The following is a 16,049-nucleotide window of genomic DNA, read 5'->3' as shown; positions in this document are numbered from 1 at the left end:
CTACAACGCCCACTGCGGCAGGGCCACGTCGGTGACGTCCATGCCTTGGTCGGCCGCCTCCCACATCAGGCATGCGGCCGCGCGCAACGCGTTGATGTCGCCGCCGTCGCTGACGCGCAGGTCGCCCGCCTCCAACCACGCCGAAGCCGTGGCGCAACGCCATGAGCCGTCCGGCTGGCGGGCGGGCGCGGGCTGAGGTTCGGCCAACGCGCGCAGATCGCAGGCGATATAGGTGGGGCGCAGGTGTTCGGGGGCCAGCATGAGTTCGCTCGGATTGGTCACGCCGGTGAGCACGGCGAGCGAATCATAGCCGCCGCGGTTGCCGGCTTCGATATCCGTGTCCAGACGGTCGCCGATGGCGATGGACGCCGCCTTGTCGACCAAATCGCGCCCGTCGGACGCGTTGAGCAGGCGGGCCTCGTCGTACATGAACGATTCGGGCTTGCCCGCCGAGGCGACCGGTTCGACGCCGGTGGCGTTGACCACGGCCTGGATCATCGACCCGCAGCCGGGCGCGATGCCCATCTCGCGGGGGATCGTCAGATCGCGGTTGGTGACGAAATAGGTGGCGCCATGCTCGACGGCGTATGAGGCTTCGGCCAGCATCGACCAGGTCAGGTCGGGATACCATCCTTGGATGACCGCGTCGGGCCGGTCGGCCGCCGTCTCGACGACGGTCAGGCCCTGGGCGGCGACCTCCTGACGCAGATGCTCCGCCCCCACCACCAGCACTTTCGCGCCGGCGGGCACGGCCCGGGCGACCATGCGCGCCGCCACCACCGAGGAGGTGATGACCTGCCAGGCCTCGACATCCAGTCCGAACCCTTTGAGTTGGTCGGCGACCACCTGCTGGAACCGCGACGAGTTGTTCGTCGTGTATTCGATGGTCATGCCGTCCGCCTCGGCTTGGCGGATGCTTTCGGAGGCGTGGGCGACCGGGTTCTTGCCGCGGTACACCACACCGTCCAGATCCAGCAGCGCCAGCCTGTAGGCCTGCGCCAGCGGCTTGTCCGTGCCCAGAAGCATGCGCGTCACCGTCCCGTCACTCCTCTTCGGACCTGTCGCCTTCGATTTCGTCGGACTCGTCGCCTTCGGCCAGAGCGGCCGGTTCGACGTCGGATTCCACGCCTTCGAGCGCCTCTTCGGCGGGCAGTTCGGATTCGTCGTCGTCAAACTGGGCGGTTTCGTCCTCTTCGATGGCGCCGTCGGCGATGGATTCGATCGCGCTCTCGTCGTCCTCGTCCACGTCCTCGTCGGAGTCGTCGAGGTCGTCGTCCTCGTCTTCGTAATCGTCCTCGTACTCGTACTCGGGCTCAGGCTCGGGAGCGTACTGGGCCATGGACGGGTCGATGCCGAGCTTCTCCAGCACAATGGAGTCGTCGGTCAGCCCCTGAAGATCATGGTCGATCACCACGTCGTCGGATTCCTCATCCAGATCCTCGTCGGCGTACTGCAGCTCCAGCTTGTCGAGCAGACCGTCGAGGGCGGCCGCCTCGTCGGCGCGTCCCGCCTCTTCGAGGAACAGCTGCTCGGCCTGGACCGCGCGCATGCGATAGCCGCCGGAAATGCCCTGTGAACGGCCCAACGTATGGGCGATCTCGATGGCCTTGTCCCACAGCTCCAAATCACCCAATGCGCCGGCGTATACCAGGAACATCTCGGCCTTGGCATCGCCGCGCAGCATCTTGGCCTCGTCGGAGACGGCCATTTCGATGGCCTTCTTCGGGTTGCCGAGCCCTCGTTCGCAGTCGGCGATGAACGGCAGGTAATCCGGATATCCGTTCATGCGGAACGCGGTGCGGAACTCACGCAGGGCGAGCTTGTAGTCGCCCATGCGGTAGGCCACGAAGGCGAGCGTCTCGCGGGCGAAATCGATGCGGGAGGCCTGACGGGCCACCCACTTGGCGTGCTCGAGCGCCGCTTCGGGGTCGTCGTCGATCAACGCGTAGGTGGCCAGGATATGCAGGCCGATGTTCTCGGCGTGCTCCTTGGCCAGTCCGCGCAGACGCTCCTTCTCGTCCTTCGAGAGCATCGACCATTCCATGCCCTTGGGCATCTTCGGCTCGTCGGGGCGGCGTGCGGTGTACGGATTCTGCGAGGGGAAGCTCATCGTGCCGTCGGAGTTGCGACGGGGACGATCCATGTACTCGCGGTTTTTGCGCTCGCGGTATTCGGCGCGCTCTTCGGGCGTGAACTCGCGACGCTCGCCGCGGCGGTTGTCGTCGCGGCGGTTGTCGCGACGGTCGCGGTCGTAGCGGTTGTCACGACGATCGTTACGGCGGTCGCCATCGCGACGGAAATCACGACGGTCGCCGTCACGACGCTCGCCATCACGGCGGTCATAACGGCGCTCGCCGTCACGACGGAAATCACGACGGTCGCCGTCACGTCGATAGTCGCGGCGTTCGCCGTCGCGACGCTCGCCGCGGTCCTCGCCGTCCTTGCGCCACGGCCTGTCGCCATGCTGGTAGCGCGGATTGTCGCCGTCACGACGGCCGCGGTAGCCACCACGCTCGCCGCCACGGCCGTTGCCGCGGTAGCCGCCATGTTCGCCGTCGCGACGCGGGCCACGGTTGAAGTCGCGACGCTCGCCGCCCTCGGATCCGCCTTCGCCGTCGCGGCGGAAGTCGCGGTCGCGGTCGTTGCGGTAGCCGTCCTTGCGGTAGCCGCCCTTATGGAATCCGTCGTTCTTGCGGTAGCCGCCACGGCGGTCGTCGTTATGGAAGTTCTTGCGGTAGCCGCCCTCGCGACGCTCTCCGCCTTCGGAGCGGAAGTCGCGGTTGTCGTCGCGGTCCCTGCGGAACCCGTCCTTGCGGTAGCCGCCCTCGGAGCGCTGTCCGTCCTTGCGGTAACCGCCGCGGGAGCCGCCATAGGACTTGCCGCCGCGAGATCCGGACTTGCCGTAGCCGCCGCGGGAGCCGCCGTTGCCGTAGGATCGGCCGCGGCCGTTGCCGCCGTAGGACTTGCCGTCGCGCGATCCGTGATTGTTGTCTTGAGTCATACTCATCCTTTTGCGTTATATCGACGCGCTACGCCGCCGATGTGCTGATGTTGGTGCTGATGTCCATATGAGGCCGTGCCGTGCAGGGCCGGAATCTCCCGCCTTCGGGCGTCCAAACTCCCGCGCGTGTGCGACCGGCATGGCCGTGGGGTGCGTCTAACGGCGTTCGACCGCGCCGAGAGCCTTCTTGCCTCGGCGGATCAACGCGAAACGTCCCTGTAGGAAGTCGTCGTCGTCGAGGGTGAGCTCCTCATCCTCGACGCGGGTGTTGTTGAGGTACACGCCGCCGGATTTGATCGCGCGACGGGCCTCGGAGGCGGTTTTGAACAGGCCGGCGGTCTGCGCCGCATCGATCAGACGGTCGCCGGGAGCGGCCTGCGGGAACGCATGCTCGCCGCCGTCCCCCGTCACTTTGAAGCCGTCGAGCACGGATTCGAGCGTGTCCGCGTCGATGTCCTCCAGGGAACCGCCGCGGCCGAACAGGGCGGACGACGCGTCGATGGCGGCCTGCGTGGCCTCCTCGCCGTGCACGAAGCTGGTGACCTCCCATGCCAAGGCCTTCTGCGCCTCGCGCGCGCCCGGATTCGTTTTGGATTCCTCCACCAGACGCTCGATCTCGGCCTTGGGCAGGAAGGTGAACGCCTTGAGAAGGCTTTCCATCTCCACGTCCGGACGGTTGATCCAGAACTGGTAGAACTTGTAGGGGCTGAGCATCGTGGCGTCGATCCACACGGCGTTGCCCTCGGACTTGCCGAACTTCTTGCCCTGCGCGTCGGTGATGATCGGACTGGTGAACACGTTCACGTCCTCGCCGCGCATCTTGTGGATCAGGTCGAGGCCCGACGTGAGGTTGCCCCACTGGTCGGAGCCGCCGAGCTCGAGCGTGCAGCCGTACTCGTCGTACAGGTGCAGGAAGTCGTTGCCCTGCAGCACCTGGTAGCTGAACTCGGTGAAGGAGATGCCTTCCTCGGAGTTGAGTCGGCGGGCCACCGTGTCCTTGGCGAGCATGGTGCCCAAACGGAAGTTCTTGCCCACGTCGCGCAGGAAGTCGATGACGCTCATCGAGGCGGTCCAGTCGTAGTTGCTCACGAAGCGCACCGGATTGTCGCCGTCGGTGTCGAGGATGCCGCCGATCTGCCGCTTGAGGCGCTCGGCCCACTGGGCCACCACATCCTTCGGGTTGAGCGTGCGCTCGCCCGACTGGCGCGGGTCGCCGATCAGACCGGTCGCGCCGCCCACCAGGGCGATCGGATGATGGCCGGCAAGCTGCAGGTGGCGCATGTTGATCAGCTGCACGAGATTGCCGATATGCAGGGAGGCGGCGGTGGGATCGAATCCGCAATAATAGGTGATCGGCTCACCGTTCAACGCTTGGGCGAGTCGTTCCCTGTCCGTGGACTGGGAAACCAACCCGCGCCATTCCAGTTCATCGAGCAAGGTGTCGAACCCGGCTTCCTTGAAGTTGGTGACGTGAGCCATAGCTGGTCGCTTCTCCCTATCGAATTGTCGGATATTCTGCCGCTTTTCAGCACCCTACAGTCTCGCAGAACATGCCGACAGTGCGTCAGTGTTCCCCGCGGCGCATGATCTCGCGGATGGTGTCGACCACCTGCCCGTAGTTGACGGACTTGAAATGCGGGAACGAGCGGATCATACGCTGCTGCTGGCGACCCAGCACCGACGTGACGGTGCCGCGCAGACGGACCAGCTTCTCCTGCGAGGAGGTCGACCAGTCGCGCAGCTTGTCGCCGAACGCGTCCTTGCCCCACTCCCAGGAGTCTCCGGCCTTCTCGGCGCGGGTCTGCACGAATTCGGCGACCAGGGCGAGCTGGCGTTCGAGGTCCATCACGCCGGCCACGGTGACCGTGCAGTCGACGACCACCAGCACGAAGCAGACGAACGTCACCCAATGCACGACCGGCAGCGGCAGCATGGCGGTGACGGAGGCCACCCAGGGATGCACGAACTTGACGATCAGCACGCCCGCCAATCCGAAGACCACGGCGCCCAGCAGGCACACGCGGCCGTTGATGTTGAATCGCATACGGGAGTAATCCCACCAGCGGGCGTGGAACAGCTTCTCCATCCCCCACGAGGTGACGTATTCCAGCACGCTCGCGCCGAGCGCGGAGACCAGGAACAGCACCGCCGCGTTGTCGATATGCCGTAGCAGCACGACGGCCATCACCGCGCCGGTCCCGTAGATCGGGCAGAGCGGGCCGTTGAGGAAGCCGCGGTTCACGAAGCGACGCTCCCGGCTGGAGACGAGGATCGTCTCATACACCCAGCCGACGAAACTGTAGAACAAAAACCAGAGAAACAGGTGCGATAGCGCGGTGAAGATCATCATACGTCCTTGCGGGTCGCGGTCAATTCGGCTTTGCGGAAGCGTTCGAGGCTGACCGTCTCGCGTGTGGCGCTGATCTTGTCGGCCATGGTGACCAGATAGCCCTCGATGTAGCGCGGCGGACGCGGCGTCAGGGGGAACATGTGGTTGGCGATGCTGTCGCACTCGATATGGTTGAGTTCGAAATCCTCCATGGCGTTGGCGAGCGCCCTGCCGCCGTGGGTGAAGCCGTGCAGGCGGTGTTCGCCGTTGTCCCAACGGTGCCAGTCGTAGAGGAAGTAGTCGTGCAGCAGGGCGGCGCGGATCAGCGAACGCAGATCGACCCTGTGCCACAGGCGCAGCCGATCGGCGAAATACACGGCCAGGCAGGCCACGCGGATGGAGTGCGCGTATGTGGTGACGATGCCGTGCTGGTAGCAGCCGCGTTGGATCTGCATGCGCTCGTGCGCGAGGATGTCATGTCCATGATGGTGTACCAGTGTGCGGATCTGGTGTCTGCTCAGCACGTCGTTTCCCCTTGTATGGCTTGGTTCGGGCGGTGTCCCGTATCTTCCAGCCTTCGATTGTACGCACCCGTCCGGTCGTGCGCCCTCATCCGGTCGAATGATGTTCGCGCCGCCCTCGGCGGATGCCGCCGGTCCGCACGGTCGGTGTCACCGGTAGACTGTCAGAGCGGAGAAAGGAACCATCATGGGCGATAACGGCACGAAGCGCGGAGGCCTGCGCGCGCGGATGAAGGCCACCGGCAAGGCGATGGGCGCGGAGATCCGCGAGCACAGAAGCTCGTTCGTGGTCTACATGGTGCTGCGCACGCTGGTGTTGGCGACCATGGTGCTGCAGTTCCTCAACGGCAACTACGAGAACGTGTTCCTGTGCGTGCTCACGCTGTTTCTGCTCATCGTGCCCAGTTTCGTGCAGGTGACGTTCAAAATCGAGCTTCCCTCCACATTGGAGGTCATCATCCTCGTGTTCATCTTCGCGGCGGAGATCCTGGGCGAGATCAGCTCGTTCTACGAGCTTTTCCCCTTCTGGGACACGGTGCTGCACACGATCAACGGCTTCCTCGCCGCCGCGATCGGCTTCTCGCTGGTGGATCTGCTCAACCGGCGCGAAACCGCGAAATTCAATCTTTCCCCGCTGTACCTGTCTCTGGTGGCGTTCTGCTTCTCGATGACCATCGGCGTGCTGTGGGAGTTCTTCGAATACACGATGGACAACCTGTTCGGCTGGGATATGCAGAAGGATACCGTGGTCACCTCGATCCACTCCGTGCTGCTCAATCCGAACCATACCTCCGAAACCGTCACCATCGACGGCATCACCTCCACCATGGTCAACGGGCAGGATCTGGGCATCAACGGCTATCTCGACATCGGTCTGCGCGACACGATGAACGACCTCATCGTGAATTTCATCGGCGCGGCCGTCTTCTCCGTATTCGGCTTCATCTATGTGAAAAGCCGCGGCAAAAACCATTGGATCCGCGGTTTCGTTCCCAGCCGCAAACGGCATTCCGACGACGCTTCGTCTCCGGATCAGGCCTGACGCGTCGCTTTCCTGGAAAGCGACGCGAACGCTCCCTCATCCCAAGCGGAACACCTCCCACCTGTCATCCTGAGCGGAACACCCGCCCACCCATCATCCTGAGCGGAACGCAGTGGAGTCGAAGAATCCCCAGACCGAATGACGGGATCCTTCGACTCCGGCTTCGCCTCCGCTCAGGATGACGGCACAGGAAACGCCCCGTCGTCCAAGACCTAGGACGGCGGGGCGTTCGCATCGGAAAACACCGGTCAGAAGGTGCCGGGAGCCTTGTAGGCGGAGCCGTCCGACGTGGATTCGGCGAAGGCCGCCAGTTCGGCGACGGCCCGCTTGGCGGCCTCAAGCTGCTCGAGCACGCGGTCGTATGCGGTGCCTCCCTTGCCGTCGCGCGAGTCGACGGAGCCGTGACTGGAGAGCACCTCGCGCACCTGCGGCGCCGATTCGGCAGGCAGGAAGCCGTCGAAGGTGGAGACGAAGTCCTCGTCGGTCAGATCCCACAACTCCTGGCCGCGGCCTTCGGCGATCTTCACGCACGCGCCGGAAAGCTCGTGCGCGTGGCGGAAAGGCACGCCGTTCTTGACCAGCCATTCGGCGATGTCGGTGGCGAGCGCGAATCCGGTGGGAGCCTCGGCCTCAAGACGCTCGGCGTCAAAGGCCATGGTGCGCACCATGCCGGTGAAGGCGGGCAGCAGCACCTCGAGCGTGTCGACCTGGTCGAACACGGCCTCCTTGTCTTCCTGCAAATCGCGGGCGTAGGCGGTCGGCAGGCCTTTGAGCGTGGCCAGCAGGCCGGTCAGGTCGCCGATGAGACGGCCGGACTTGCCTCGGGCCAGTTCGGCGATGTCCGGGTTCTTCTTCTGTGGCATGATCGACGATCCGGTGGAGTATGCGTCGTCGAGACGCACGAACGCGAACTCCTGCGTGTTCCAGATGATGATCTCCTCGCTCAGGCGTGAGATGTCGACGCCGGCCATGGCGGCGATGAAGGCGAATTCGGCGACCAGATCGCGCGAGGCGGTGCCGTCAATGGAATTGTCGGTCACGCGCGAGAATCCGAGCTCGCGGGCCACGGCTTCGGGGTCGAGGCCGAGCGTGTTGCCGGCGAGCGCGCCGGAACCGTACGGGGAGGCGTCGATGCGCGCGTCCCAGTCGACAAGACGCTGCACATCGCGCAGCAGCGGCCAGGCGTGGGCCATCAGCTGGTGGGCGAGCAGCACGGGTTGCGCGTGCTGCATGTGGGTGCGGCCCGGCATCACGGTGCGGCCGGCAGCGACGGACTGCTCGATCAGCGCGTTGACGAGCGCAATCAGTTCTCCGGCGATGACACGGGCGTGGCGGCGCAGCCACATGCGGATCAGGCAGGCGATCTGGTCGTTGCGGGAGCGTCCGGCGCGCAGTTTGCCGCCGAGTTCGTCGCCGGCGATGGCCAGCAAGCCGCGTTCGAGCGCGGTGGCCTCGTCCTCGTCGTCTTCGACCGGCGCGAAGACGCCCGAATCGACCCGGCGCTGCAGTTCGTCGAGCGCGGCCTCCATGCGCTCGAGCTCGTCGGCGGTGAGCAGTCCGGCGCGGCCGAGCGCGCGTGCGTGGGCGCGCGAGCCGGCGATGTCGTCGTCGGCCAGACGCCAGTCGAACTGGGTGGATTTGGACAGGCGGGCGAGTTCCGGCGAAGGGCCGGACGAGAAGCGTCCGCCCCACAGTGCGAGATGTTCGTTGCTATTGGTTTCGGTCATGGTCTCTACCATACACATAAGGCTTCCGCTCATGGAACCTCGTGTGCGTGACTTGGTACGCGATCAGCGCGACGACGCCGCCGTGCGCAAACGGATCGCACGGAAGACTCTTCTAGTCAAGACGTTCGCAGGCGACCGCGCAACGGCGGCCAGACACTGCGATGCCCCAACGCAGACGTCCTTGCGCCTGTTGCGGCGGTTCGCCTTCGTCATAACCCCGTTCGGAGATTTGGGTCAGCGCCTCCTGCGCTTTGTCTTCCAACCGGCGCTCCGAATCACTTCCACCTGACGGACCATCGTCGCGCACGTATTTCAGTTCGATGGTGATCAACGGACGTACGGTGGGGGCGACGAATGAGAAGTTGGCCGGATCTCCTCCACTGGGTTCGAGTCGCAGATCATAGCGTCCGTACCCCGATTCTTTGTTGGATTTGGGATCGACGTAACCAGGCATGCCGAAACATAATCCGGTGACGAGCATATGCAGGGAGTTCTCGGAAGTCATGTCAAAGCTGGAGACGGAATCGCGCAGGATGGTGGTCAGCTCACGCAGCACCGTTTCCTCATCTCCCGAGTATAAGGCCCGATGGAACCTGTCGAGACGGTCGTTGCCTCCCGCCATATCGGCGAAACGGTTGATGATCTCACTTTTGTAGAGCTGCGCGATCTCAAGATTGGGGATGCGCAGTCGGCGGAGCAGGTCGGAACGTCCCGGCAGTGCGGTGTCCTCGGTGGTCAGATAGCCGGCCAGATACAACATCGACCAGATGGCGACGTTCTTTACGCCCAAATCAGGGAACACGACGCCGAGATCCAGCGGCGCGGCGACCGTCCCGCCGGGTTCCATCAGATCATAGACCTGACGCAAAGTGTCCACATCAGCCGAGCGCAGCAGATCCCCCACCACGCCGTTGCCGGAGGTGTTGCCCCAGTAGACGTCGGCGGCGCAGTCGTTGTCGAGAAAATTCAACACGCTCCATGGGTTATAGACGTCTTGTTTGCCGAAGCGATAGCCGTCATACCATTGGCGTGCGGTATCCATGCCATCGGTGCCGCATCCCAGATAGTCGGACAAGGCGGCAACCTCGTCCTCGGAGAAGCCGTACCGCTCATCGAAGTCAGTCGACAGCGCGGTGTTCACAATGAGATTGTTCAGATCGCTGAAAATGGAATCCTTGCTGATACGTTGCACACCGGTCAGGCAGGCGAATGCCAGCATTTCGCCGGAGTCCTTCAATGTGCCGGTCAACCAGGCTTTGACGAATGCGACCGCCTCATCGTAATACCCGCCGTTCGGTGCCGAATATGCCGCCATGATCGGCGCGTCGTATTCATCAAGCAGCACCACGACGGGGCGTTGATGGTATCGGTTCAGAAAAGCGACCAGTCTCGTCAGCGATGTCCGGCAGTCGTCCTCACCCGCCTGCCGCGATAGAATGCGCGTGATATAGGCGCGGTCGTCATCCGGCAGCGTCCCATCGTTCAGCAGGTAGCGGTGACGCCCATACTCATCGGCGATCATATTGCGCAGCGACCCGAAAGTCTGCGGCCACGTCAGTCCTTTGGCGGTGAGCATGCTCATGCTGATCACGGGATAGGCACCCTGGTGCCGACGATAATGCCCGTCATCGGATTCCCAGATGTCCGTGCCGTCGAACAATGGCGCGTTGTCCCGGCCGTCCGGGGAAAGCTCGAAGAACGTGCGCATCATCGTCATATTCAAGGTTTTGCCAAAACGTCGCGGACGGCAGAACAAGGTGACGGAATAACCGCTATCCAACACGTCGGCAATCAGCCGGGTTTTGTCCACGAACACCGATTGACTTGCCACGACCGCGAAATCCCCTTGGCCGATGGGCAGACGTTTGCGGCCGGTCCTGTCGACAATGCAGGCTCCGGAACCGCGCCACACACCATTGCCGCATGATTCCAAGGCAGTCGTTTCCATACTCGTGCACGCACCTTTCGCTGAACATAGGCGGAAAGCCTCGCCGACGCACCTCCATTGTATCCGCCGCTGCGGAGGCATCGGAGCTCATACGAAAGCGGAGCCGAGAAGTCCCGGCCTAGGGAAGGTATCGGGATTCCTCGACTCCGCTGCGCTTCGCTCGAAATGACGAGAGAAAGAGATTGCTCTCCGCTCGAAATGACGAGAGAGGGAGATTGCTCCTCACTCGAAATGACGAGAGGAGGGGTCGCTCCCGCCTGAAATGACGGGGAAGCGGCTGGGCTCCGTCGGGAGCGGCGCTTATTCGACGGTGTTGCTCGGCACCTCGATGCCATTGCCGAACTTGACGTCGCGGGCGGCGGCCACGCGGGACGGCAAGCCGTAGATGTCGATGAAGCCGTTGGAGGACTTCTGGTCGAAGCTGTCGCCGGAATCGTAGGTGGCCAGGTTGTAGTCGTACAGCGAGGTGTCGGAGCGACGGCCGGTCACGACGGCGCGGCCGCCGTGCAGGATCATGCGGATCTCGCCGGAGACGTACTGCTGGGTGTCCTCGATGAAGGCGTTGAGCGACTTGACGGCCGGGCTGAACCACTGCGCGTCGTAGACCAGCTCGCCCCAACGCTTGTCGATGTCGCGCTTGATGCGGTGCTGTTCGCGCTCCAGACAGCAGTTCTCCAGCTCCTGATGGGCGGTGATCAGCGCCACGGCACCCGGGCACTCGTACAGCTCGCGGGACTTGATGCCCACCAGACGGTCCTCGATCAGATCGATGCGGCCGATGCCCTGCGCGCCGGCGCGGCGGTTCATCTCCTCGATGGCCTGCAGCGGGGTGACGTCGCGGCCGTCGATCTTGACCGGAATGCCCTGCTTGAATTCGATGACGACCTCGTCCTCGACGGGCGGGAACGCGGGATCGTCGGTGTAGGAGTAGCAGTCCTTGGTCGGACCATTCCACGGATCCTCGAGGAAGCCGGTTTCGATGGCGCGGCCCCACACGTTCTGGTCGATGGAGTACGGGCTTTTCTCCGTCTGCACGATCGGCAGCTTGTGCTCCTTGGCGAACGCGATCTCCACGTCGCGGGTCAGGGAAAGATCGCGGATCGGGCTGATGGCCTTCAGGGTCGGGTCGATGGAGGCGATGGACACCTCGAAACGCACCTGGTCGTTGCCCTTGCCGGTGCAGCCGTGGGAGATGGTGTCGGCGCCGAACTGGTGGGCGGCGCGCACCAGATGCTTGGAGATCAGCGGACGGGAGATGGCGGAGACCAGCGGGTACACGCCCTCGTACATGGCGTTGGCCTTGAGGGCCTGCATGCAGTACTCGTTGGCGAACTCGTCGCGGGCGTCGACCACGTAGGATTCGATGGCGCCGCAGGCCAACGCGCGCTCGCGGATGGTCTCCAGGCTCTCGCCGCCCTGGCCGACGTCGAGGGAGACGGCGACGACGTCCTTGCCGGTGCGCTCCTTGAGGTACGAGATGGCGACGGAGGTGTCAAGACCGCCGGAATACGCCAGCACAAGACGATTGTTATCTGCCATGGTTTGCCTTTCTTATCGCATTGTTATGCACGAGTATATGCAAAGGTACGTATAAATATTCATCTCGGTGCGTCGCACCGGCCGCCCGCTACTGTTGGGTCTTCGACACGATATCCAGCAGCCAGCGCGCGCGACGCTTCGCCGGTTCGTCATCCGAGCAGATCATCATCACGGTGTCGTCGCCCGCGATGGTGCCCAGCACGTCGTCAAGCGACTGCTTGTCGATGACGCTGGCCACATACTGCGCGGCGCCGGAAGGCGTGTGCACCACGACGAGATTGCGCGCGGCCGCCACGGAGGTGACAAGGCCGGAAAGCACACGGGCCATCTGCTGTTCGACGCGGCCCGGCGACACGGATTCCACCGTCGACCCCGACGGCGAATCCGCGATCGCATAGGCCACCGTACCGTCTTTGAGCCGGGTTTTCACCGCGTTCACCTCGTCGAGGTCGCGGCTGAGCGTCGCCTGCGTCACATCGAAGCCCTCGTCGAGCAGAATCTGCGACAGCTGCGACTGCGAGGTGATGACATGATGCAGCAGCGCCTGTTCGATGGCGCTCAGCCGCGCGGCCCGCGTCGCGGGTCGCTGCAGGGACGGACCGGATTCGCTCATCGTCCGCGTCTTTCTCGTATGACTCGTCGCCATGGGCGCGGTCCGTGTCAGGCCAGCAGCGCGTCGTCGCCGCGCTGCTGGCCGACCAGCCAGGTGAGCAGCGCCTTCTGCGCGTGCAGACGGTTCTCCGCCTCGTCCCACACCACGGACTGCGGACCGTCGATCACCGAAGAGGTGACCTCCTTGCCGCGGTAGGCGGGCAGGCAGTGCTGGAACAGCGCGTCCGGCTTGGCGAGCGCCATCAGCTCGTCGTTGACCTGATAGGGCCAGAACGGCTTGGAACGGATCGCGTACTCCGCCTCCTCGCCCATCGACACCCAGGTGTCGGTGAACACGCAGTCGGCGTCGGCCACGGCCTCTTTCGGATCGGTGGTGACGAGGATCGAACCGCCGTTTTCGGCGGCGATGCGCTCCGCGTCGGCCACGATCGCCTTATCCGGCAGATAGCCGTAGGGCCCGGCCACACGCACATGCATGCCGGCGACCGCGCCGCCGAGCAGATACGAGTTGGCCATATTGTTGGCCGCATCGCCCAGATAGGCGATGGTTTTGCCGGCCAGCGCGTCCACGCCTCCGCGGAACTGGGCGATGGTGAGGAGGTCGGCGAGGACCTGGCAGGGGTGGAATTGGTCGGTGAGTGCGTTGACCACCGGACAGGTGGCGTACTTGGCCATCTCCTCGACCCGCTCCTGGCCGAAGGTGCGCCAGACGATGCCATAGGCCATGCCGGAAAGCACTCGCGAGGTGTCGGCGACCGGTTCGCCGCGGCCCAATTGGGAACCGGACTTGTCGATGACCAGCGGATAGCCGCCGAGTTCGGCCACGCCGATGGAGAAGCTGGTGCGGGTGCGGGTGCTGGGCTTGTCGAAGAGCACGGCGACGCCCTGCGGACCGGCGAACGGCTGCCGGTAGAAACGGTTCTCACGGAATTTCATGCCGAGTTCGAGAATCTGCTTCTGCTCCTCATGGCTCACATCGTCGTCGCGCAGCATGTGGCGCAATTGTCCGGTCATTGGTGGCTCCTTGTCTTTTAGCGCAGTGTTCGTTGTCGTATGGTCGCGATCCGCGGGGACGCTCAGTCGTCCGGCAGGTCGGTGGGGATTTGGGCGAGAATGGAAAGCGCCTGATCCACATCCCGCTCGGTGACGTTCAGCGGCGGCGCGAACCGCAGCGAGTCGGGACGCACCGCATTGACGATGAGCCCGTGTTCCAAGGCCCAGTTCATCGCCGCATGCGAGCAGGGGTGGGCGAGTTCGACGGCGTCGAGCAGGCCGCGTCCACGCACGGAGACGTACAACGGATTGCCGCAGGACATCAGTCCGTCGCGCAGCTGCCGGCCCCGCGCCTCGGCGTTGGCGACCAATCCCTCGTCTTCGATCACGTTCAGCGTGGCGAGGGCGGCGGCCGCGCCCAACGGATTGCCCGCGAAGGTCGAACCGTGCGATCCGGGGGTGAACAGGGAGGAGAGCTTTCCACCGAAGGCGATCATGCCGCCCATCGGGAAGCCGCTGGCCACGCCCTTGGCGAAGGTGACTATGTCCGGCGTCACGCCGCCGGCCAGATCCTCGCGCTGGAAGGCGAACCATTCTCCGGTGCGGCCGATGCCGGTCTGCACCTCGTCGACGATGAGCAGCGCGTGGTTGATGTCGCACATCTCGCGCACCTTCTTGACGTAGTCCGCGCCCAACGGCTTGACGCCGGCCTCTCCCTGGATGAGCTCGATCATCACCGCGGCCACCGGACCCTTGCCGTAATGTCCGAGTCCGGTCGCGGCGAAGGCCTCGTACAAGGCGAGCGGATCTCCGGCGCGCACGAATTCGATGTTCGGCACCAGCGGGTCGAAGGGCTTGCGGATGGCGGGCTTCCATGTGGCGGACAGCGCGCCCAGCGTACGGCCGTGGAAGCTGTTGGTCAGCGCGACGATGCGGGCCGGCTTGCCGCCCATGGCGGGAGTGGCGCCCGGCAGCGTGCGGCCGTAGAGTTTGGCGAGCTTCAACGCCGCCTCATTGCCCTCGGCGCCGGAATTGCCGAAGTACACGTGAGAGCCTTCGGGCGCGCCGGCCAATTCCACGAGTTTGGCGGCGAGCTCGATCTGCGGCTTGGTGGCGAAATAGTTGCTCACATGCGCCACCTTGGCGGCCTGTTCGGCGACCGCCTTCACCCACGCGGGATGCGCGTATCCGAGCGAGTTGACGGCGATGCCCGCCAGGAAGTCGAGGTATTCGTTGCCGTCGACGTCCCACACGCGCGCGCCCTCGCCGTGGTCCATCACGCGCAGGGGCGTGCCGAACACGTTCATATGCACCTGGGAGTACTCCCCCAGCAGCCGGGTTCCTTCGGCGCCCAACGTTTCCTTGTTCTCAGTAACCATACGAGCTCCTCATCTCGACGCCACCCTCCGGCACGACCATGGTGCCGATGCCAGCGGTGGTGAAAATCTCATTCAGGATGGAATGCGGCTTGCGGCCGTCGATGATATGCGCCTGCATGACGCCGCCGTCCAGCGCGCGCACGCACGCCTCCATCTTCGGGCGCATACCCGTCTCCAGGTCGGGCAGCATGTCGCGCAGGTTCTCCACACCGATGCGTCCGATCAGCGAGTTGCGGTCGGGCCAGTCGGCATACAGGCCGTCCACATCGGTCAGGATGATGAGCTTGTGCGCGCCCACGGCGGCGGCCAGCGCGGCCGCGGCCGAATCCGCGTTGACGTTCAGCACCTCGGTGGCGTCCTCCTCGTTCGGAGCCACGGAGGAGACCACGGGGATGCGTCCGGCCGCGACCAGATCCTCGACGGCCGAGGCGTCCACGCTCACCACATCGCCCACCAGACCGATGTCGGTGGGTTTGCCGTCGATGACCGGGCGTCGCTGCATGGCGGAGAACAGGCCGCCGTCCTCGCCGGACAGGCCCACGGCCAGCGGTCCGTGCGAGTTGATCAGGCCGACGAGCTCGCGCGACACCTTGCCGGTGAGCACCATGCGCACCACATCCATCGCCTCGGGCGTGGTGACGCGCAGACCGCCCTTGAACTCGGATTCGATGTTCAGGGCCTTGAGCATGTGGGAGATCTGCGGCCCCCCGCCGTGCACGACGATCGGATGCAGCCCCACCTGACGCAGGAACACCATATCCTCGGCGAAGCACTGCTTCAAATGCTCGTCGACCATCGCGTTGCCGCCGTATTTGACGACGATGCGCTGCCCGGCGAACTCCTCCAGCCACGGAAGCGCCTCGATCAGCACCTCCGCCTTCTGGTCGGCGCGCAGGTCGGTATGCACGTCGAAATGGAATCCCGGCCCTTTAAGTTCTGCCATTGTTTCACCTCTCTC

General features: G+C 64.5%; 13 protein-coding genes. 1 reads left to right on the top strand and 12 read right to left on the bottom strand.

Annotation, left to right across the window (positions count from 1 at the left end; genetic code table 11):
- The 5 genes from BL8807_RS08035 to BL8807_RS08015 all read right to left on the bottom strand — a co-directional run bounded on the left by BL8807_RS08035 (position 1) and on the right by BL8807_RS08015 (position 5,854).
- Positions 1-1,035, bottom strand: coding sequence for an HAD-IIA family hydrolase (locus BL8807_RS08035; protein ID WP_072723895.1), 1,035 nt, complete (start codon positions 1,033-1,035; stop codon positions 1-3).
- 7 nt (positions 1,036-1,042) lie between these two features.
- Complete coding sequence (locus BL8807_RS12010; protein ID WP_226847310.1) at positions 1,043-3,001, bottom strand: tetratricopeptide repeat protein; 1,959 nt, start codon at positions 2,999-3,001, stop codon at positions 1,043-1,045.
- Between the two features lie 156 nt (positions 3,002-3,157).
- On the bottom strand, positions 3,158-4,480 hold the full coding sequence (gene tyrS, locus BL8807_RS08025) for a tyrosine--tRNA ligase (RefSeq protein WP_072723893.1): 1,323 nt from the start codon (positions 4,478-4,480) through the stop codon (positions 3,158-3,160).
- An 85-nt stretch (positions 4,481-4,565) separates the two neighbouring features.
- Complete coding sequence (locus BL8807_RS08020; protein ID WP_072723891.1) at positions 4,566-5,348, bottom strand: putative ABC transporter permease; 783 nt, start codon at positions 5,346-5,348, stop codon at positions 4,566-4,568.
- The gene (locus BL8807_RS08015; protein WP_072723889.1) at positions 5,348-5,854 is read right to left on the bottom strand and encodes an HD domain-containing protein; all 507 of its coding nucleotides are present in this window, start codon (positions 5,852-5,854) and stop codon (positions 5,348-5,350) included. The genes BL8807_RS08020 and BL8807_RS08015 overlap by 1 nt, the downstream gene beginning before the upstream one ends.
- A 184-nt stretch (positions 5,855-6,038) precedes the next feature.
- Here BL8807_RS08015 and BL8807_RS08010 point away from each other — a divergent pair, with 184 nt between their 5' ends.
- Positions 6,039-6,893 (top strand): DUF2238 domain-containing protein, encoded by an 855-nt coding sequence (locus BL8807_RS08010; protein WP_226847308.1) that lies wholly within the window; start codon positions 6,039-6,041, stop codon positions 6,891-6,893.
- Between the two features lie 248 nt (positions 6,894-7,141).
- Here BL8807_RS08010 and argH read toward each other — a convergent pair whose 3' ends face one another.
- The 7 genes from argH to argB form a co-directional block, all read right to left on the bottom strand.
- The gene (argH, locus tag BL8807_RS08005; protein WP_072723887.1) at positions 7,142-8,620 is read right to left on the bottom strand and encodes an argininosuccinate lyase; all 1,479 of its coding nucleotides are present in this window, start codon (positions 8,618-8,620) and stop codon (positions 7,142-7,144) included.
- Positions 8,621-8,732: 112 nt separating this feature from the next.
- A complete protein-coding gene (locus BL8807_RS08000; RefSeq protein WP_158217113.1) occupies positions 8,733-10,568 on the bottom strand; it encodes an AAA family ATPase in 1,836 nt (611 codons plus the stop codon).
- Between the two features lie 300 nt (positions 10,569-10,868).
- Entirely contained in the window at positions 10,869-12,107 is a 1,239-nt protein-coding gene (locus BL8807_RS07995; protein WP_072723883.1) for an argininosuccinate synthase, read from the bottom strand.
- Between the two features lie 88 nt (positions 12,108-12,195).
- Positions 12,196-12,720, bottom strand: a complete 525-nt coding sequence (argR, locus tag BL8807_RS07990) for an arginine repressor (RefSeq protein ID WP_072723880.1) — start codon at positions 12,718-12,720, stop codon at positions 12,196-12,198.
- Between the two features lie 47 nt (positions 12,721-12,767).
- Positions 12,768-13,733: an ornithine carbamoyltransferase gene (argF, locus tag BL8807_RS07985; protein ID WP_072723878.1), complete on the bottom strand. Its 966-nt coding sequence runs from the start codon at positions 13,731-13,733 to the stop codon at positions 12,768-12,770.
- 62 nt (positions 13,734-13,795) lie between these two features.
- Entirely contained in the window at positions 13,796-15,091 is a 1,296-nt protein-coding gene (locus BL8807_RS07980) for an acetylornithine transaminase (protein WP_072723875.1), read from the bottom strand.
- Entirely contained in the window at positions 15,081-16,034 is a 954-nt protein-coding gene (gene argB / locus BL8807_RS07975; protein ID WP_072723873.1) for an acetylglutamate kinase, read from the bottom strand. Before argB ends, BL8807_RS07980 begins: the two co-directional genes overlap by 11 nt.
- Between the last annotated feature and the right edge of the window lie 15 nt (positions 16,035-16,049).

Origin of the sequence: Bifidobacterium lemurum (assembly GCF_014898175.1) — a bacterium.
Lineage (GTDB): Bacteria > Actinomycetota > Actinomycetes > Actinomycetales > Bifidobacteriaceae > Bifidobacterium > Bifidobacterium lemurum.
This window is presented reverse-complemented; position numbering and strand designations above follow the sequence as displayed.